The organism is Saccharothrix lopnurensis (genome assembly GCF_042658445.1).
Taxonomy (GTDB): domain Bacteria; phylum Actinomycetota; class Actinomycetes; order Mycobacteriales; family Pseudonocardiaceae; genus Actinosynnema; species Actinosynnema lopnurensis.
This window is the reverse complement of the sequence record NZ_JBHSQO010000013.1, coordinates 62,665-80,145: the sequence shown is the minus strand read 5'-3', so window position 1 is coordinate 80,145 and position 17,481 is coordinate 62,665. Positions and strand designations below refer to the sequence as shown.

Below are 17,481 nucleotides of genomic sequence, written 5' to 3'. Positions count from 1 at the left end.
CGTCGATCGGGCCACCTTCGGGTGCCTGATCGGCGGGGATCGCTGTTTTCGGTGAGTTCCTCCGGCATGGTTGGCGCATCAACTGGAAGGAGGGGACCATGACCGCTATGACGCACAAGGCATCCGGACGTCCCTACACGGTCGAAGACCTGGAGGGTATGCCTGATGACGGTCACCGGTACGAGCTCATCGACGGGGTGCTCATCGTGAGCCCGGCACCCGTTCCGAAGCACCAGAAGGTCGTGGGGGAGATCTTCATGCTCCTGCACCGCGCATGTCCGACGGGCTTGAGCGCGTTCACGGCACCGCTCTCCGTGCGTCCCTCGTCGTCCACCGAACTCCAGCCCGACGTCCTGGTGGCCCGCGACGAGGACCTGACCGAGAAGGACCTGCCCGTGGCCCCGCTGTTGGCCGTCGAGGTGCTGTCGCCGAGCACGGCGTTGAACGACCTCAACAACAAGAAGGCCGCGTACGAGCGGATGGGTGTGCCCGGCTACTGGGTCGTCGACCCGCACGAGCTGAAGCTGATCGTGTTCGAACTCGACGTCCGCGGGTGCTACGAGCTGGTGGCCGAGGTCAAGGGCGAGGACGCGTTCGAGGCGACGCTGCCGTTCCCGGTGCGGATCGTGCCCGCGACGCTCCTCGGCACCTGGTTCGACCGGGCCTGAAGATGACGAAAGGACCTTCAGGACGTCCCTGTCCTGAAGGCCCTCGAAAGGAACGCGGTTGCTCAGCCGTGGTAGCGGAGCACACCGGCCGGGATGTGGCGGCGGAGGATCTCCTCCAGCTCCCTGGCCTCGTGGGTGGAGTGGCGGGCGAGGATCGCCTCCATGTCCATCCGGGCGCTGGGGGTGTCGTAGGCGGCCATCTCGCGCTCGATCCGCGCTTCCCGCTCGCGGATCGCGCGCCTCGTGGCGAAGTACGTGCGAACAGTGCTCAGGGGGTTGGTCATATCGCCTTTCCGGTCGATCTTTCTGTATCGGTTCACCTCTATGATGCCGCACGTCAGGGCCTTGCGCACTGGGTTTTGACGTGACCTCCGCCGCACCTGTCACCGGCATTGGTCGAGCACGCGTCGCGCGGGTGACGACGGGGTTACCCGTCCCCGTCGAGGATCTCCAGCGCCCTGGCGTACTTGGCCCGCAGGCGGTCCCGGGTGGCCTGGTCGAGCGCCGCCAGCCGGTGCGGTGAGGTGTTGTCGGCGATGTCCGCGCGCTTGACCACGACCGCCACCGGGTCGGTCAGCACCCGCGCCAGGTACTGCTCCTGGGGTTCGCCCTCCCCGTGGGTCAGCGCCAGCACGGTCCGCACCACCTCGGGCGGGCACCCGGCGGCCAGCAGGTCGTTCGCCGTGACGGAAGTGTCCTCGACGACGTCGTGCAGGACGGCCGCCATGCGCGCGTGCTCGCCGGCCACCCGGTCCATGACCCGCAGCGGGTGGCCGATGTAGGGGTGGCCCGATTTGTCGACCTGTCCCTCGTGGGCGGCGCGCGCGATCCGGATCGCTTCATCAACGGTAAAGGTCACCCGCTCATGGTCACACCCTTGACAAGTGCCATTGGTCTAGTCCATTTTCGAGTGGCCCGCGTCACCTGGGCTGGGCAAGGCCGCCGGAGAGAACGTGGAGGTGGACGTGGCTTCGAGGACGAGACGCGCGCTGGGCGCGGTGCTGGCGGGCGTGCTGGCGGTCGCCGGCCTGACCCTGGTGGTCGCGGGCAGCGCGTCGGCGGCCAACCTGGTCGCCAACCCCGGCTTCGACAGCGGCGACAAGAGCGGCTGGACGTGCAGCGGCGCGACGAGCGTGGTGTCCACGACCAAGCGCAGCGGGTCGCACGCGCTCGCGGGCAGCCCGGCGGGCACGGACCAGGCCCGCTGCTCGCAGACGATCACCGTGCGGGCCAACACCGCCTACAAGCTGAGCGCGTGGGTGCAGGGCAGCTACGTCTACCTCGGCGTGACCGGCACCGGCAGCGGCGACAAGAGCACCTGGACCCCCGGCTCGACCGGCTTCGGCCAGCTGAGCCTGGACTTCACCACCGGCGCGAGCACCAGCGTCACCATCTACGTGCACGGCTGGTACGGCCAGCCGACCTTCTACGCCGACGACATCAGCCTGGACGGTCCGGGCACCCCGCCGACCAGCACCACCACCAGCACCACGACGACGACCACGACCACGACGACGACCACCACCACGCCCGGCAACCCGGACCCGTCGCTGCCCAAGCACATCCTCACCGGGTACTGGCACAACTTCGACAACGGCTCGCGGCTGCTCAAGCTGGCCGACGTGCCCCGCACCTACGACGTGGTGGCCGTCGCGTTCGCCGACGCCGTGCCCGCGACGCGCGGCGCGGTCGACTTCACCCTGGACCCGACCCTGTCGAGCAAGCTCGGCGGCTACACCGACGCCCAGTTCAAGGCCGACGTCCGCACCCTCCAGTCCCGGGGCCAGAAGGTGATCATCTCCGTCGGCGGCGAGAAGGGCAGCATCTGGGTCGGCGACTCCGCCGCGTCCAACGCCTTCGCCACCAGCGTCAGGTCGCTGATCTCCGAGTACGGGTTCGACGGCGTGGACATCGACCTGGAGAACGGCGTCAACGCCACCCACATGGCCCCGGCGCTGCGCAGCATCCACGCGGCCGGCGGCAAGGTCATCGCGATGGCGCCGCAGACCATCGACATGCAGTCCACCGGCCAGGAGTACTTCAAGCTGGCGCTGGCCGTGAAGGACATCCTCACGGTGGTCAACATGCAGTTCTACAACTCCGGCACCATGCTCGGCTGCGACCAGAAGGTCTACGCCCAGGGCACGGTGGACTTCCTGGTCGCGCTGGCCTGCGTCCAGCTCCAGAACGGCCTGCGGCCCGACCAGGTCGGCCTGGGCCTGCCCGCCTCGCCGTCGGGCGCGGGCGGCGGGTACCAGTCGCCGGCCAACGTCAACGCGGCGCTCAACTGCCTGGCCAAGGGCACGAACTGCGGTTCGTTCAAGCCCTCGCAGACGTGGCCCGGCATCCGCGGCGCGATGACCTGGTCGATCAACTGGGACGCCTCCAACAACTGGCAGTTCGCCAACACGGTGGCCCCGCACCTGGACACCCTGCCCTGACGCGGGGGTCGCCCCTCCCGCCGCACCGCGGGAGGGGCGACCGTCCGGCGGGGCCCCGGTCCTGCCGGGGCCACCCGGCGCGACCGGGGTTAGGGTGGCTCATGTTCGACCGACTGGAAGTCCCCGTCATCGCCGCGCCGATGGCCGGCGGGGCGTCCACCCCCCGGCTCGTGGCCGAGGTCGGCCGCGCGGGCGGGATGGGGTTCCTGGCCGCCGGCTACCAGTCTGTCGAGGCGGTCGCCGAGCAGGTCGACGCCACCACCGCGCTCACCGACCGGCCCTTCGGCGTCAACCTGTTCGTCCCCGGGCCGCGGGCCAAGGTCGACCTCGCCGGCTACCGCGAGCGCGTCCGCGCGCAGTCGCCGACCGAGCCGGGCGAACCCCGCTGGGACGACGACTCCTACGCCGCCAAGCTCGAACTGCTGATGGCGCTGCGGGTGCCGGCCGTCTCGTTCACCTTCGGCCTGCCCACCGCCGCCGACGTCCACCGCCTGCACGCCGCGGGCACCACCGTCGTGGTCACCGTCACCACACCCCGGGAAGCCGAGCAGGCCGCCCGGATCGGCGCCGACGCCCTGTGCGTGCAGGGCAGCGACGCGGGCGGCCACCGCGGCACGTTCGCCGACGACGGCGTCTCGCCCGGCGGCGGCGAGCTGTTCGGCGTGCTGGCCGCGCTGCGCCTGGTCCGCGACCGGGTGAACCTCCCGCTGATCGCCACCGGCGGCCTCGTGCACGGCGCGGACGTGGCCGCGGTGATCACCGCGGGCGCGGTGGCCGCCCAGCTCGGCACCGCGTTCCTGCCCACCCCGGAGGCGGGCACCTCGCCCGCCCACCGCCAGGCCCTCGCCGAGGGCACCCGGCGCACCGCGTTGACCAGGGCCTTCAGCGGCCGTCCGGCACGCGGTCTGGTCAACCGCTTCCTCACCGAGAACTCCGGCCACGCGCCCGCCGCCTACCCGGAGGTCCACCACCTGACCAGGCCCGTGCGGGCGTCCGGCGACCCGGAGCTGATGTCGCTGTGGGCCGGGCAGACTTACCCCCTCGTCCGGCCCGCGCCGGCCGCCGAGGTCGTGGCCCGGCTGCTCGCCGAGGCGCGCCAGGCCCTTTCCGCCGCGAACGCGCGCATCCCGCCGGGGTAGCACCGGAGAATGTCCGACGTGAACACCGCGCGCGAACTCGCCGACGAGCTGCTGACCCTGGTGCTGGACGCCGATCCCGTGACGGCGACCCTGCGCGGCCTGCCCGGCTGGGACGACCGGCTGCCGGACCCGAGCGCCGAGGGCGAGCGCGCGCTGCGCGACCGCGCCGAGGCCATCGCCCGACGCGCGGACACCGCCGGCGACGACCCGGTGACCCGGGCGGTGGTCGCGCAGCAGGCGTGGAGCCTGGTGCACCTCCTCGACGCGAACCTGGTCGAGCACACCCACGCCGAGGGCCTCAACGCCCCGGTGGTGCTGCTGCTCGGCGCGTTACCCCTGGTCCTGCCCGGCGACGACGCCGCCCGCCGTGCCTACCTGACCCGGCTGGCCGCGCTGCCCGGCTACCTCGACGCCCTGGCCCACCGGCAGCGCGGGTCCGCCCGCCGCCCGGTCCGGCACCTGGTGGCCTCTGCCATCGCCCGCGTCGACCGCTACCTGGCCGAGCGCGTCGACCCGCTGGGCGCGCCGGTGGCGGGCACGCCGCTGGCCGACGAGTGCGCCGAGCTGCTCACGGGCGCCGTGCGCCCCGCCCTCGCCCGCTACCGCGACTTCCTGGCCGCCGAGGTCCTCGACCGGGGCCGCGACGAGGACCGGCCCGGCCTGTGCTGGCTGCCCGACGGCGACCGCCTCTACCCGAACCTGGTCCGCGCCTGCACCACGACCGACCACACCCCCGAGGAGCTGCACCGGATCGGCCGGGAGCTGATCGAGGCGCTCGACCGGGAGTACGAGGAGATCGGCGCGCGCGTGTTCGGCCCGGTGAGCGCCGCCGAGGTGCGGGCCCGCCTGCTCGCGGACCCGGACCTGCGCTGGCGCAGCGCCGCGGACATGCTCACCCTGGCCAGGCGGACCATCGCCCGCGCCGAGGCGGTCGCCGCCGACTGGTTCGGCACGCTGCCCGGCACGCGGTGCGAGGTGGAGGAGGTCCCGGAGGCCGAGGCGCCCAACGCGCCGCTGGCCTACTACATGGACCCGGCGCTGGACGGCTCCCGGCCGGGCACCTACTTCGTCAACACCCACCTCGCCGAGCAGCGCGACCGGTTCAGCGCCGAGTCCACCGCGTTCCACGAGGGCGTGCCCGGCCACCACTTCCAGATCGCGCTGGCGCAGCAGCTGGAGGACCTGCCGCTGCTGCGCCGCTTCGCGTCCATCGAGGCGTACCTGGAGGGCTGGGCGCTCTACACCGAGCGCCTGGCCGACGAGATGGGCCTCTACAGCGACGACGTGGCCCGGCTGGGGATGCTGTCGGGCGACTCGCTGCGCGCCGCCCGCCTGGTGGTGGACACCGGCCTGCACGCGCTGGGCTGGTCCCGGCAGCAGGCCGTGGACTACCTGCGCGCCAACGCGGTCATGCCGGACGTCGACATCTTCTCCGAGGTCGACCGGTACACCGAGAACCCCGCGCAGGCGCTGTCCTACATGGTGGGGCGGCTGGAGATCCAGCGCCTGCGCGGTGAGGCCGAGCGGCGCCTGGGCGACCGCTTCGACATCCGGGCCTTCCACGACCAGGTGCTGCGGGGCGGTCCGCTGCCGATGGCCGTGCTCGCCGACGTGGTCGACTCGTGGTGCGCGTCAGTCCTGTCGGTTCAGGACTGACTTCCGCCTGCTGTAGGCGAAGTAGACGACCAGGCCGATCGCGAACCAGATCCCGAACCGCAGCCACGTCTCCGGCGCCAGGAAGGTGATCAGCCACAGCGAGAACACCACGCCGACGATCGGCACGACCGGCATCCCGGGCGTCTTGAACGTGCGCGGCAGGTCGGGCTGCCGGTACCGCAGCACGACCACCGCGACGCACACCACCACGAACGCCAGCAGGATGCCGATGTTGGTCAGCTCCGCGGCCTCGCCGATGGGCAGGAAGCCGGCGATGGCCGCGGACGCGATGCCCAGCACCCACGTGACCCGCGTCGGCACGTGCTTGACCGGGTGGGTCTTGGCGAACCACCCGGGCAGCAGGCCGTCGCGGGACATCGAGTAGCCCACGCGCGCCGCGCCCATCAGGAAGGTGAAGAGCACGGTGGTGATGCCCAGCACCGCGCCGACGGAGATGACGATGCCCAGCGCGGGCAGGCCGATGTCGGCGAACGCGGAGGCGAACGCGCTCTCGGCGTCGACGTCCTTGAAGTTGACCATGCCGGTCAGCACCAGGCACGCCAGCACGTAGAGCACCATGGAGATGGCCAGCGAGTAGATGATGGCCCTGGGCATGTGCCGCTGCGAGTCCTTGGACTCCTCGGCGGCCGTGCTCATCGCGTCGTAGCCGAACACGGCGAAGAACACGGTGGCCGCGCCGGTGAACGCGCCGGACAGGCCGAAGGGGAAGAACGGGTTGTAGTTGTCGGTGTTGATGTGGAACGCGCCGACCACGATCACCAGCAGCACCACGGCGACCTTCAGGTACACCAGGGTGGTCTCGAAGCGGGCCGCGTTCTTCATGCCGGTGTTCAGCACGAACGCGATCAGCAGGCACAGCAGCACGGCGAACAGGTTGACCTGGTAGCTGCCGGCCGCCACGCCGTCGGGCTCCGTGCCCGGCGCGCCGAGCAGCCACACCGGCAGGTCGACGCCGAGCAGGTCCAGCAGCTCGTTGAAGTAGCCGCTGATGCCGATCGCCACCACGGCCACGATCGCGGTGTACTCCAGCAGCAGGTCCCAGCCGATGAACCAGCCCACGATCTCGCCGAGCACGGCGTAGCCGTAGGTGTAGGCGGAACCGGCCCGGGGGATCAGGCCCGCGAACTCGGCGTAGGAGAACGCGGCGGCGGCACTCGCGATGCCCGCGACGAGGAACGAGACCAGCACGGCGGGTCCCGCCGTCTGGTTGGCCACGGCGCCGGCGAGCGAGAAGATGCCCGCCCCGATGATGCCGCCGATGCCGATCGCGGTGAGCTGCCACAAACCGAGCGTGCGGGTCAGCCCGGTCTTCTCCTCGCCTATCTGCTCGATGGGCTTGCGGCGGAACACGCCGCTGCCCCGCCCGAAGCCTTCCCTGCCCTGCGGCACCGTCATTACCAGCTCCCTCGGTGGTCGTGTGCGAGCGGAACCGTACGCGCGTCGACTGTCCTCGGGTTTGTTCGATCGCACTACCGGGAGGCGGGTTGCTTGTTCGGGTGGATGGTTGAACCGGGAACAACGATGTCTCGCTCGTATTGTCCGATTCGCACAATTCGATGTGTCGGTCTCCGGAATTTCGTGCGTGGGGTGGGTGCGTGAATTCGCGGAAGCCGGTGGCTGATGAGCCACCGGTCGGCTTGGTCCCGGCCCGTTCACCGAGGGCGCGGACGTCGGCGACCGCGGGGTGCTGGTGGCGCTGGCCGGTGAGGCGGGTCTGACCGGCGCGGAGGACCTGCTCGCCGACGACGCCCTGGCCGAGCGCCTGAGCGAGGAGCTGGCCGAGGGCGTCGCGATCGGCGTGCGGTCGGTGCCCACGTTCGTGGTGGGCCGGCGCGGGGTCGCCGGCGCGCGGGACCCCGAGGTGCTGCTGGACCTGCTGCGGTCTAGCGGCTGAACACGATCTTGCCCGCGGTCTCGCCGTCGAGCATGGCGCGGAAGCCCTCCTCGGCGCGCTCGAACGGCAGTTCCGCGCCGATCTGCGGGCGCAGGCCGTTGAGGCCGCAGAACGCCAGCAGGTCGGCCAGTTCCTCCCGGGTGCCCATGGTCGAGCCGACCACGCGCAGCTGGAGGAAGAACAGCCGCTGGAGTTCGGCGGCCGTGGCGTCGCCGCTGGTCGCGCCCGAGATGACGATGATCCCGCCGGGCTTGAGCGACTTCATCGAGTGCGACCAGGTGGCCTTGCCGACGGTCTCGAACACGGCGTCCACCCGCTCGGGCAGGCGCGCGCCGGACTCGAAGCTCGCGTGCGCGCCCAGGCTCTCGGCCAGCGCCCGCTTCTCCTCGGTGCGGCCGGTCACCCACACCCGGAAGCCCGCCGCGCGGCCGAGCTGGACCAGCGCCGTGGACACGCCGCCCGAGGCGCCCTGCACGAGCATGGTCTGACCGGGGCGCAGGCCGGACTTCACGAACAGCATCCGGTACGCGGTCAGCCACGCCGTGCCCATGCACGCGGCCTCGGCGAAGCTCAGCCCGGCCGGCTTGGGCAGCGCGTTGCGGGCGGGGACCACGACGTGGTCGGCGAAGGTGCCCTGGTACTTCTCGGTCAGCAGGGTGCGGCCGGGGTCGAGGGTCTCGTCGCCGGACCAGGCCGGGTCGCCGATCACCGAGTGCAGCACGACCTCGGAGCCGTCCTCCAGCACGCCCGCGCCGTCGCAGCCCAGGGTCATCGGGAACCGGTCGGCCTTGATGCCGACGCCGCGCAGCGTCCACAGGTCGTGCATGTTCAGGCTGGCCGCCCTGACCGCCACCTTCACCCAGCCCGGTGGGACCTCCGGCTCCGGCCGCTCGCCCACGCGCAGGGCGGCGATCGGGTCTTGCGGGCTCGGCTCGGCTGCGTAGACGGCGAACATGCGGGCAACTTACCGACTGGTAGTGATCCGCGTGCGGTGAAGCGCGTCACCCGACTAGGCTCGGTGCCGTGGTGGACGCCTTCCAGCAGTGGTGGGACGGGGTCGAGCTGTGGATGGCGCAGCTGGCCTTCCCGTTCCAGTTCGCGCTGCTCATGGGGGTGCTGCTGCCGCTGTGCCTGGGCGCGGCCCGGCTGATCGACCGGGTCGTGGACAACGCCTCGACCAGGTTCAACCCGGTGCCCAAGGTGCCGCCCGCCCAGCCCGGCGAGACGGACGCGGGCAGCGGTTCGTAGGCTCGCGGACGTGACTCCCGCTCGCCGCCTGACCGTCGCACTGCTGGGCCTGATCGCGCTGGTCGTGGTCGGCTACTTCGCCAAGGACGTGACCGGCACGGCCCAGGGGCCGACCTCGGCGCCGGTGCCGGGCGCGTCCTCGGGGCTGCCGGTGGAGGAGCTGTCGGACCTGCCCGAGCAGGTCCGCGAGACCTGGGAGCTGATCGGGCGCGGCGGGCCGTTCCCGTACCCGCGCAACGACGGCGTGACGTTCCAGAACCGGGAGAAGCGGCTGCCCCGGCAGGCCCGCGACCACTACCGGGAGTACACCGTGCCGACCCCCGGCAGCGACGACCGGGGCGCGCGTCGCCTGGTGACGGGCGCGGCCGACGAGGTGTTCTACACCGGTGACCACTACGCGTCGTTCGTCGTGGTGGACGTGACCCGGTGACCGCCTACCTGCACCGGGTGCGGCCGGGCGCGCGCGACCGGCGCGACGCCGTCGCCGCGATCGCCGAGGCGCTCGACTTCCCCGACTGGTTCGGCCACAACCTGGACGCCCTGTACGACAGCCTGACCGACCTGTCGTGGCTGCCCGCGGGGGAGCACGTGCTGGTCTGGGAGGGCGGGGACGCCGAGGTCGAGGCCGTGGTGCGGGACGCGGCGGCGCGGACCCGGGAGGCCGGCGACCGCCGGCTCACCCTGGTCCGCCCCGGCTGAGACCCGGTTACTCCGGCACCCAGGACGGCGGGCGCTTGGCCACGAACGCGGCGATGCCCTCCTGGCCCTCGGGACCGCCGAAGTGCCGCGCGGACAGCTCCAGCATGTCGGCGAACGCCACGCCCAGGTCCTCCGCCCGCGGCTCGCGCAGCACCCGCTTGGTGGCGGCCAGGGCGCCGGGCGCGCCCAGCGCGAGCATGTCGGTGTAGCGGGTCACCTCGTCGTCCAGCCCCTCCGCCGGCACCGCCGAGTTGATCAGCCCGATGGCCGCTGCGCGCGGGGCGGCGAACGTCTCGCCGGTCAGGAACAGCTCGTGCGCGGCGCGGGGGAGCAGGCGGGGGAGCACGGTCACCGAGATGACCGCGGGCACCACGCCGATGCGGACCTCGCTGAACGCGAAGGTGGCGGTGTCCACCGCGATCGCGATGTCGCACGCGGCCACCAGGCCGACGCCGCCGGCGCGGGCCGGGCCCGCCAGGCGGGCGACCACGGGCTTGGGGCTGGTCCACAGCCGTTCCAGGATCGCGGGGAACTCGTTGACCCCCTGCTGGTCGGCGCTCGCGCCGCCCGCCTCCCTGAGGTCCATGCCCGAGCAGAACACCGGTCCGGTGTGGCTCAGCACGACCACCCGCACGGCGTCGTCGGCCGTCGCGGTGTCCAGGTGCGCGGTCAGCTCGGCGCGCAGCTGCCGGGACAGGGCGTTGCGGTTGCGGGGGGAGTCCAGCGTGATCGTCGCGATGCCGCGCCGCACCCCGTAGTGGACCAGCTCGTCTGCCATGGGCCGCACTCTACGACGGCGATTTCTTGACAGTGTACTGTCAACTTGACAGGATGCTGTCATGAAGACGATCCACCTCGCGGTGTACGACGGCCTGGCCGACTGGGAGTTCGGGTACGTGGCGGCCGGGGTCAACAACCCGGCGTTCCAGCGGGAGCCCGGCCGCTTCCGGGTGCGGGCGGTCGGGGCCGGGCCCGAGCCGGTGACCACGATCGGCGGGCTGCGGATCGTGCCGGACCTCGTGCTGGCCGACGCCGACCCGGCCGACAGCGCCATGCTGGTCCTGCCCGGCGCGGACGCCTGGTCGACCGGGGAGCTGGCCCCGTTCGGCGCGGCCGCCCGGCGCTGGGTCGGGGCGGGCGTGCCGGTGGCCGGCATCTGCGGCGCGGTCGCCGGCCTGGCGGCCGAAGGTCTGCTGGACGACCGGCGGCACACCGGCAACGCGGTGGAGGAGCTGGGCGGCTACGCCGGGGCCGACCGGTTCGGTGCCGAGCGGGCGGTGCGGGACCGGGGCGTGATCACCGCGGGCGGCGCGTCGCCGCTGGAGTTCGCCCGCGAGGTCTTCGCCGAGCTGGACCTCTACCCGGACGAGGTGCTGGAGGCGTGGTACGGCCTGCACCGCACGGGCGACCCGGCCTGGTTCGGCGGGCTGGTGGGGGCGTGACCGAGCCGCGCACCGAGGCCGGGGACGTGCTGACCGAGGTCATCATGCGCACGTTCCGCCTCTACGGCGGCTTCCTCGCGGCCGCCGAGGTGATGACCGCGCCGGTCGGCCTGACCGCGGCGTGGTGGCAGGTGCTCGGGGCGGTGCTGCGGGAGCCGCTGCCGGTGTCCGGCATCGCCCGGGAGATGAGCCTGACCAGGCAGAGCGTGCAGCGCATCGCCGACCTGCTGGTGGACAGGGGGTTGGCCGAGTACCTGCCGAACCCGGCGCACAAGCGCGCCAAGCTGCTGCGGCCGACCGCGGCGGGGTACGCGGCGGTGCGCGGGCTGACCGCGGCGCAGCACGCGTTCACCAACCGCATCTCGGCCCGGGTGGACCTGGCCGACCTGCGCACGGCGCTGGGTGTGATGGAGCGGCTGGTGGAGGCGCTGGAGGAGGACGAGCGGGACCGGGGGTGACCCTCGCCCCGTCGTCGCCGGCCCGGGTTTCAGGCGGCCCGGATCTCGGCCGGTCCGGGTTTCGGACGTCCGGGTTTCGGACGTCCGGGTCTCGGCCGGTCCGGGTTTCAGGCGGTCCGGGTTTCAGGCGGTCCGGGTCTCGGCCGGCCCGCACCTCAGGCGGTCCGGGCCAGCGGGACCAGCGCGCTCGCGTAGCGGTGCAGCACCAGTTCCGCCACCTCCGGGTCCGGCCCCAGCGGCGGGGCGATCAGCGCGTCCTCCCCGGCCAGCCGCGCCACCCGGTCCGGCAGCAGGCCCGGCGCGAGGAACCACGACGCCACGGCGACGCGCCGCGCGCCCCGCGCCCGCAGCCGCCCCACCGCGGTCGGCACGTCCGGCGCCGCGGACGCGGCGAAGGCCGGCTCCACCCCCGCCCACCCCGAGCCCGCCGCCCACCGGGCCGCGATCGACGAGACCAGCGCGTTGGCCGGGGCGTGCGAGGAACCCGCGCCAGCCAGGACCACGCCCAGCGACCGGTCGCCCGAGCGCACGCCCACCGACGCCAGCCGCCGCAGGGCGGCCGACTCCAGCCGCGGGTCCGGGCCGAGCACGTCGGCGATCGCCACGTCCAGTCCCGGGGCGCGGGCCTCGGCCACCGCGCCCGGCACGTCGACCCGCGCGTGGAACGCCTTGCCCAGCAGCAGCGGCACCACCACGGCCGAGCGGTGGCCGTCGGCGCGGACCGCGCGCAGCACGTCGCCCAGCAGCGGCGCCGACAGGTCCAGGAACGAGGCCCGCACGTCCAGCGACGGCCGCAGCGCCCGGACCACGTCCAGCAGTTCGCGCACGGTCGCCGCCGACCGGGGGTCCCGGCTGCCGTGCGCCACGGCCACCAGCGCGGTCACGGCGCGCCCACCGGGGTGGGGCCGGACCGCGGCGCGCCCCCGTCGCGGTCGACCCGGGCGCACCTGGCTCGCGCGGTGGGGGTGCCCGGGAACCGGCGTCGTGTGCTCACGGTCGCGGACCCCTCAGGGGCCGGGGGAGACGAGGGCGCGGCTGTCCCGCTCCACGGCGTCGTCGCCCAGCTCCGGCAGCGGCGCGCCCACCAGCCCGGCGGCCAGCGTGCTGCCGTCGGCGGCGTCGATGACCAGGAACGAGCCGGTGCGGCGGTGGCGCGCGTAGTCGTCGACCGGGATGGGCTCGGCCGTGCGCAGGTCGATCTGGCCGATCTCGTTGAGCTCCAGCGAGTCGGGCCCGTCGGTGCGGGCGAGCCGCTGCTCGTCGAACCGGGTGCGCAGCCGCGTGACGATCGCCTGGACGGTGCGCGTGCCGTGCTTGACCAGCACGCGCGCGCCGGGCACCAGCGGCTTCTCCGACAGCCAGCACACGGTGGCGTCCAGCTCGTCGGTCACGGTCGGCGGCACGGCCGCGGCCGAGATCAGGTCGCCCCGCGAGATGTCCAGGTCGTGCTCCAGCAGCAGGGTCACCGACCGGCCGGCGGCGGCCTGCTCCAGGGGGCCGTCGGCGGTGTCGATGCCGGTGACGGTCGTGCGCAGCCCGTTCGGCAGCACGGCCACCTCGTCGCCCACCCGCACGGTGCCCGCCGCGACCAGGCCCGCGTAGCCGCGGTAGTCGGGGTGCTCGGTGGTGCGCGGCCGGATCACGTACTGCACCGGGAAGCGGAACGGCGCGTCGTGCGGGTCCGGCTCGACCGGCACGGTCTCCAGGTGCTCCAGCAGCGTGGGGCCGCCGTACCAGGGGGTGCGCGCGGAGCGCTCCACCACGTTGTCGCCCGCCAGCGCCGAGACCGGGATGCCGACCACGGCGTCCTCGGGGAAGCCCAGCGCGGTGGCGTGCGCGGTGAACTCCTTGGCGATGCGCGAGAAGGTCACCTCGTCGAAGTCGACCAGGTCGATCTTGTTCACCGCGAGCACCAGGCGCGGCACGCCCAGCAGCGCGAGCACGGCCGCGTGCCGGCGGGTCTGCTCGATCACGCCCTTGCGCGCGTCGACCAGCAGCACGCCGAGCTGCGCGGTGGACGCGCCGGTCACCGTGTTGCGGGTGTACTGCACGTGGCCCGGGGTGTCGGCCAGCACGAACGAGCGCGCCGGCGTGGCGAAGTAGCGGTAGGCGACGTCGATGGTGATGCCCTGCTCGCGCTCCGAGCGCAGGCCGTCGACCAGCAGGGACAGGTCGGGCGTGGTCAGGCCGCGGTCGGCGCTGGCGCGGTGCACCGCGTCCAGGGTGTCGGCCAGCACGGACTTGGTGTCGTACAGCAGCCGCCCGACCAGGGTGGACTTGCCGTCGTCGACGCTGCCCGCCGTGGCGAGCCTCAACAGGTCGCTCATCAGAAGTAGCCCTCCCGCTTGCGGTCCTCCATGGCGGCCTCGGACAGCCGGTCGTCCGCGCGCGTCGCGCCGCGCTCGGTGAGCCGCGAGGCGGCCACCTCGGCGATGACGGCCTCGATGTCCGCGGCGTCGGACTCGACCGCGCCGGTGCACGACCCGTCGCCGACGGTCCGGTAGCGGACGGTCTTGCCGACCAGCCGCTCACCCTCGCGCGGACCGCCCCACGGGCCCTCGGCCAGCCACATCCCGTCCCGCAGGTACACCTCGCGGTGGTGGGCGTAGTAGATCGACGGCAGCTCGATGCCCTCGCGGGCGATGTAGCGCCACACGTCCAGCTCGGTCCAGTTGGACAGCGGGAACACGCGCACGTGCTCGCCGGGGCGGTGGCGGCCGTTGTAGAGGTTCCACAGCTCCGGGCGCTGGCGGCGCGGCTCCCACTGGCCGAACGCGTTGCGCAGGCTGAAGATCCGCTCCTTGGCGCGGGCCCGCTCCTCGTCCCGGCGCCCGCCGCCGAACACGGCGTCGAACCGGTGGGTGGTGATGGCGTCGAGCAGCGGCACGGTCTGGAGCGGGTTGCGCGTGCCGTCCGGGCGCTCGGTGAGCCGGCCGTCGTCCAGGAAGTCCTGGACCTTCGCCACCTCCAGGCGCAGCCCGTGCCGGGCCACCACGCGGTCGCGGAACTCGATGACCTCGTCGAAGTTGTGCCCGGTGTCCACGTGCAGCAGCGGGAACGGCACCGGGGCGGGCCAGAACGCCTTGACCGCCAGGTGCAGCAGGAGCGTGGAGTCCTTGCCGCCGGAGAACAGGATCACCGGCCGGTCGAACTCGCCCGCGACCTCGCGGAAGATGTGGATCGCCTCGGACTCCAGGCGGTCCAGCGTGTCCAGGGCTGTCGTCATCCGTGCAACCCGCATTCCGTCTTGGCGAGCCCGGCCCACCGGCCGCTGCGCGCGTCCTGACCCGGCAGCGGCTTCGCCGTGCACGGGGCGCAGCCGATCGACGGGTACCCCTGCTGGACCAGCAGGTTCTCCAGGATCCCGTGCCGGTGGAGGTAGTCGTTGAACTCGTCGTCGGACCACGGCGCGATCGGGTTGACCTTCACCAGGCCGTTGCGCTCGTCCCACTGGACGACCGGGGTGTCCGCGCGCGTCGGCGCGTCGACCCGGCGCACGCCGGTCACCCACGCGTCGTACTTGGCCAGTTCGCGCCGCAGCGGCACCACCTTGCGCAGGTGGCAGCACCGGGCGGGGTCCGTCCGGTGCAGCAGGCCGAACTCCGCCTCCTGGTCGGCCACCGACTGCTCGGCGGCGGCGTTGACCATCCGCACCTCCGGGTAGACCAGCTCGACCGCGTCGCGCACGCCGGTGGTCTCGGCGAAGTGGTAGCCGGTCTCCAGGAACAGCACGGAGACGTCCGGCTTGACCCGAGTGGCCAGGTCGATCAGCACGGCGTCCTGCATGTTCGACGCGACGATGAAGCTGTCGCCGAACGTGCGGGCGGTCCAGGCCAACGCCTCCTCGGCACTGGCGTCCGCCAGCTCGACCGAGGCGGCCTCGGCGATCACCTTCAACTCGTCGAGCCTGGTGGGGGCGGTCACCGCTGCACCTCCTTCTGTGGAAGGTTGAGACCCACGAACTTGACCGTGAACACGCGGCGGCAGGAGGCGCACAGCCACGAGTGGGCCGGCTCCTCCTCGGGGCGGAGGTCCTCGTCCCCGCAGTAGGGGCAGTAGAACGGGGTGGCGCGCTCGCTCATCGGAGGGCGTCCTCGTCGGCGCGGGCGACCCACTGCGCGAACCGCTCGTCGGGCTCCCGCTGGGCGACGAAGTGGCGCACCACCCGCTCGACGTAGTCCGACAGCTCGGCGGCGGTGACCTTGTGCCCGCGCAGCTTGCGGCCGAACCCGGCGTCCAGGCCCAGGCCGCCGCCCAGGTGCACCTGGAAGCCCTCGACCTGGTTGCCGTCGGCGTCGGTGACGATCTGGCCCTTGAGCCCGATGTCCGCGGTCTGGATGCGGGCGCAGGAGTTGGGGCAGCCGTTGATGTGCACCGAGACGGGCGCGGTGACCCCGGCCACGACGTCGGCCAGCCGCGCCTCCAGCGCGGTCACCAGCTCCACCGCGCGGGCCTTGGTCTCGACGATGGCGAGCTTGCAGAACTCGATGCCGGTGCACGCCATCACGCCCCGCCGCCACGGCGACGGCTCGGTCTGGAGGCCCAGCTTGGCCAGGTCGGACTGGAGGGCCTTGACCTCGGCCTCCGGCACGTCGAGCACGACCAGCTTCTGCTGCGGGGTCAGGCGCACCCGGCCGGACCCGGCCCGCTCGACCACCTTGGCGACCTCGACCAGCGTCGACCCGGACACCCGGCCGGCGATGGGGGCGGCGCCGACGTAGAACAGGCCGTCCCGCTGCCGGTGCACGCCGATGTGGTCGCGCGGCACGTCGGGCACCTCGGGCGCGGGGCCGTCGACCAGCTTCCGCTCCAGGTACTCGGTCTCCAGGACCTCGCGGAACTTCTCCGGGCCCCAGTCGGCGACCAGGAACTTGATCCGCGCCCGGTGCCGCAGCCGGCGGTAGCCGTAGTCGCGGAAGACCGCGATCACGCCCTCCCACACGTCCGGCACCTCGTCCGGCGGCACCCACGCGCCCAGCCGCTTGCCGATCATCGGGTTGGTGGACAGGCCGCCGCCGACCCACAGGTCGAAGCCGGGGCCGTGCTCGGGGTGGACCACGCCGACGAACGCCACGTCGTGGATCTCGTGCGCCACGTCCGGGAGGCCCGAGATCGCGGTCTTGAACTTGCGCGGCAGGTTCGAGTAGCGCGGGTCGCCGATGTAGCGGCGCAGGATCTCCTCGATCGCCGGGGTGCCGTCGACCACCTCGTCCTCGGCGATGCCCGCGACCGGGGAGCCGAGGATCACGCGCGGGCTGTCGCCGCACGCCTCCATCGTGGTCAGCCCCGCGGCCTCCAGCTTCTGCCAGATCGTCGGGACGTCCTCGACGCGGATCCAGTGGTACTGGACGTTCTGCCGGTCGGTGATGTCGGCGGTGTCGCGCGCGTAGGTCTGGGACAGCTCCCCGATCAGCGCGAGCTGCTGCGTGGTGAGCCGGCCGCCGTCGATGCGGACGCGCAGCATGAAGTACTCGTCGTCCAGCTCCTCCGGCTCCAGGGTGGCGGTGCGGCCGCCGTCGATGCCGGGCTTGCGCTGGGTGTAGAGGCCGTACCAGCGGAACCGGCCGCGCAGGTCGGCCGGGTCGATGGAGTCGAAGCCGCCGTGGGCGTAGATGTTCTCGATCCGCGCGCGCACGTTGAGCGGGTTGTCGTCCTTCTTGCTCCGCTCGTTCGGGTTCAGCGGCTCGCGGTAGCCCAGCGCCCACTGCCCCTCGCCTCGGCGCTGCTTGGCGCGGGGCGTCGTGCTCGCCGAGGTCGTCGGGGGGACCATCCTCGTCCTCCGGGGATTCGGGGCGCTGGGCGCGTGCGAAGTCCC

20 protein-coding genes and 1 pseudogene are annotated in these 17,481 nt (G+C 73.0%); 10 read left to right on the top strand and 11 right to left on the bottom strand.

Annotation, left to right across the window (positions count from 1 at the left end; all coding sequences use genetic code 11):
* The first annotated feature begins 107 nt into the window (after positions 1–107).
* Positions 108–668, top strand: a complete 561-nt coding sequence (locus tag ACFP3R_RS15240; RefSeq protein ID WP_380636705.1) for a Uma2 family endonuclease — start codon at positions 108–110, stop codon at positions 666–668.
* 62 nt (positions 669–730) lie between these two features.
* Here ACFP3R_RS15240 and ACFP3R_RS15235 read toward each other — a convergent pair whose 3' ends face one another.
* Positions 731–952, bottom strand: coding sequence for a hypothetical protein (locus ACFP3R_RS15235; RefSeq protein WP_380636703.1), 222 nt, complete (start codon positions 950–952; stop codon positions 731–733).
* A 143-nt stretch (positions 953–1,095) separates the two neighbouring features.
* A complete protein-coding gene (locus ACFP3R_RS15230) occupies positions 1,096–1,527 on the bottom strand; it encodes an HD domain-containing protein (protein ID WP_380636701.1) in 432 nt (143 codons plus the stop codon).
* Between the two features lie 106 nt (positions 1,528–1,633).
* On the opposite strand from ACFP3R_RS15230, the gene ACFP3R_RS15225 reads away from it, so the two are divergent.
* From ACFP3R_RS15225 to ACFP3R_RS15215, 3 genes are all read left to right on the top strand, one after another.
* Positions 1,634–3,109, top strand: coding sequence for a chitinase (locus ACFP3R_RS15225; protein WP_380636698.1), 1,476 nt, complete (start codon positions 1,634–1,636; stop codon positions 3,107–3,109).
* 101 nt (positions 3,110–3,210) lie between these two features.
* Positions 3,211–4,248: an NAD(P)H-dependent flavin oxidoreductase gene (locus tag ACFP3R_RS15220; RefSeq protein WP_380636696.1), complete on the top strand. Its 1,038-nt coding sequence runs from the start codon at positions 3,211–3,213 to the stop codon at positions 4,246–4,248.
* A gap of 9 nt (positions 4,249–4,257) precedes the next feature.
* Positions 4,258–5,904, top strand: a complete 1,647-nt coding sequence (locus ACFP3R_RS15215; protein WP_380636694.1) for a DUF885 domain-containing protein — start codon at positions 4,258–4,260, stop codon at positions 5,902–5,904.
* Here ACFP3R_RS15215 and ACFP3R_RS15210 read toward each other — a convergent pair.
* A complete protein-coding gene (locus ACFP3R_RS15210; RefSeq protein WP_380636692.1) occupies positions 5,881–7,320 on the bottom strand; it encodes an amino acid permease in 1,440 nt (479 codons plus the stop codon). The two genes, ACFP3R_RS15215 and ACFP3R_RS15210, sit on opposite strands and share 24 nt — an antisense overlap.
* A 268-nt stretch (positions 7,321–7,588) precedes the next feature.
* Here ACFP3R_RS15210 and ACFP3R_RS15205 point away from each other — a divergent pair.
* Positions 7,589–7,819 (top strand): annotated as a pseudogene (locus tag ACFP3R_RS15205) (DsbA family oxidoreductase); the annotation flags it as partial.
* Here the strand turns inward: ACFP3R_RS15205 and ACFP3R_RS15200 are convergent.
* Entirely contained in the window at positions 7,809–8,774 is a 966-nt protein-coding gene (locus ACFP3R_RS15200; protein WP_380636690.1) for a zinc-binding dehydrogenase, read from the bottom strand. The pseudogene ACFP3R_RS15205 and the gene ACFP3R_RS15200 overlap by 11 nt on opposite strands.
* A gap of 68 nt (positions 8,775–8,842) precedes the next feature.
* Here ACFP3R_RS15200 and ACFP3R_RS15195 point away from each other — a divergent pair, with 68 nt between their 5' ends.
* From ACFP3R_RS15195 to ACFP3R_RS15185, 3 genes are read left to right on the top strand one after another with little or no spacing between them, the layout of a single operon-like run.
* The gene (locus ACFP3R_RS15195; RefSeq protein ID WP_380636688.1) at positions 8,843–9,067 is read left to right on the top strand and encodes a hypothetical protein; all 225 of its coding nucleotides are present in this window, start codon (positions 8,843–8,845) and stop codon (positions 9,065–9,067) included.
* A gap of 10 nt (positions 9,068–9,077) precedes the next feature.
* Positions 9,078–9,497 (top strand): guanyl-specific ribonuclease, encoded by a 420-nt coding sequence (locus tag ACFP3R_RS15190; protein WP_380636686.1) that lies wholly within the window; start codon positions 9,078–9,080, stop codon positions 9,495–9,497.
* Positions 9,494–9,766 carry a barstar family protein gene (locus ACFP3R_RS15185; protein WP_380636684.1) on the top strand — a complete coding sequence of 91 codons (273 nt, stop codon included), beginning with the start codon at positions 9,494–9,496 and terminating at the stop codon, positions 9,764–9,766. The genes ACFP3R_RS15190 and ACFP3R_RS15185 overlap by 4 nt, the downstream gene beginning before the upstream one ends.
* Positions 9,767–9,773: 7 nt before the next feature.
* On the opposite strand, the gene ACFP3R_RS15180 is transcribed toward ACFP3R_RS15185, so the two are convergent.
* A complete protein-coding gene (locus ACFP3R_RS15180; protein ID WP_380636682.1) occupies positions 9,774–10,544 on the bottom strand; it encodes an enoyl-CoA hydratase-related protein in 771 nt (256 codons plus the stop codon).
* 61 nt (positions 10,545–10,605) lie between these two features.
* Between ACFP3R_RS15180 and ACFP3R_RS15175 the strand changes: the two genes are divergently transcribed.
* Entirely contained in the window at positions 10,606–11,208 is a 603-nt protein-coding gene (locus tag ACFP3R_RS15175) for a DJ-1/PfpI family protein (RefSeq protein ID WP_380636679.1), read from the top strand.
* A complete protein-coding gene (locus tag ACFP3R_RS15170) occupies positions 11,205–11,666 on the top strand; it encodes a MarR family winged helix-turn-helix transcriptional regulator (RefSeq protein ID WP_380636677.1) in 462 nt (153 codons plus the stop codon). The genes ACFP3R_RS15175 and ACFP3R_RS15170 overlap by 4 nt, the downstream gene beginning before the upstream one ends.
* Before the next feature lie 155 nt (positions 11,667–11,821).
* Here the strand turns inward: ACFP3R_RS15170 and ACFP3R_RS15165 are convergent, their stop codons facing one another.
* From ACFP3R_RS15165 to ACFP3R_RS15140, 6 genes are all read right to left on the bottom strand, one after another.
* On the bottom strand, positions 11,822–12,550 hold the full coding sequence (locus tag ACFP3R_RS15165; RefSeq protein ID WP_380636676.1) for a sirohydrochlorin chelatase: 729 nt from the start codon (positions 12,548–12,550) through the stop codon (positions 11,822–11,824).
* A 123-nt stretch (positions 12,551–12,673) separates the two neighbouring features.
* Complete coding sequence (locus ACFP3R_RS15160) at positions 12,674–13,993, bottom strand: sulfate adenylyltransferase subunit 1 (protein WP_380636673.1); 1,320 nt, start codon at positions 13,991–13,993, stop codon at positions 12,674–12,676.
* Positions 13,993–14,892: a sulfate adenylyltransferase subunit CysD gene (gene cysD / locus ACFP3R_RS15155; RefSeq protein WP_380636670.1), complete on the bottom strand. Its 900-nt coding sequence runs from the start codon at positions 14,890–14,892 to the stop codon at positions 13,993–13,995. The genes ACFP3R_RS15160 and cysD overlap by 1 nt, the downstream gene beginning before the upstream one ends.
* A complete protein-coding gene (locus tag ACFP3R_RS15150; RefSeq protein WP_380636667.1) occupies positions 14,889–15,590 on the bottom strand; it encodes a phosphoadenylyl-sulfate reductase in 702 nt (233 codons plus the stop codon). The genes cysD and ACFP3R_RS15150 overlap by 4 nt, the downstream gene beginning before the upstream one ends.
* Positions 15,587–15,748: an Insertion element protein gene (locus ACFP3R_RS15145; protein ID WP_380636663.1), complete on the bottom strand. Its 162-nt coding sequence runs from the start codon at positions 15,746–15,748 to the stop codon at positions 15,587–15,589. Before ACFP3R_RS15145 ends, ACFP3R_RS15150 begins: the two co-directional genes overlap by 4 nt.
* Positions 15,745–17,436, bottom strand: coding sequence for a nitrite/sulfite reductase (locus tag ACFP3R_RS15140; protein ID WP_380636659.1), 1,692 nt, complete (start codon positions 17,434–17,436; stop codon positions 15,745–15,747). The genes ACFP3R_RS15145 and ACFP3R_RS15140 overlap by 4 nt, the downstream gene beginning before the upstream one ends.
* Positions 17,437–17,481: the final 45 nt, after the last annotated feature.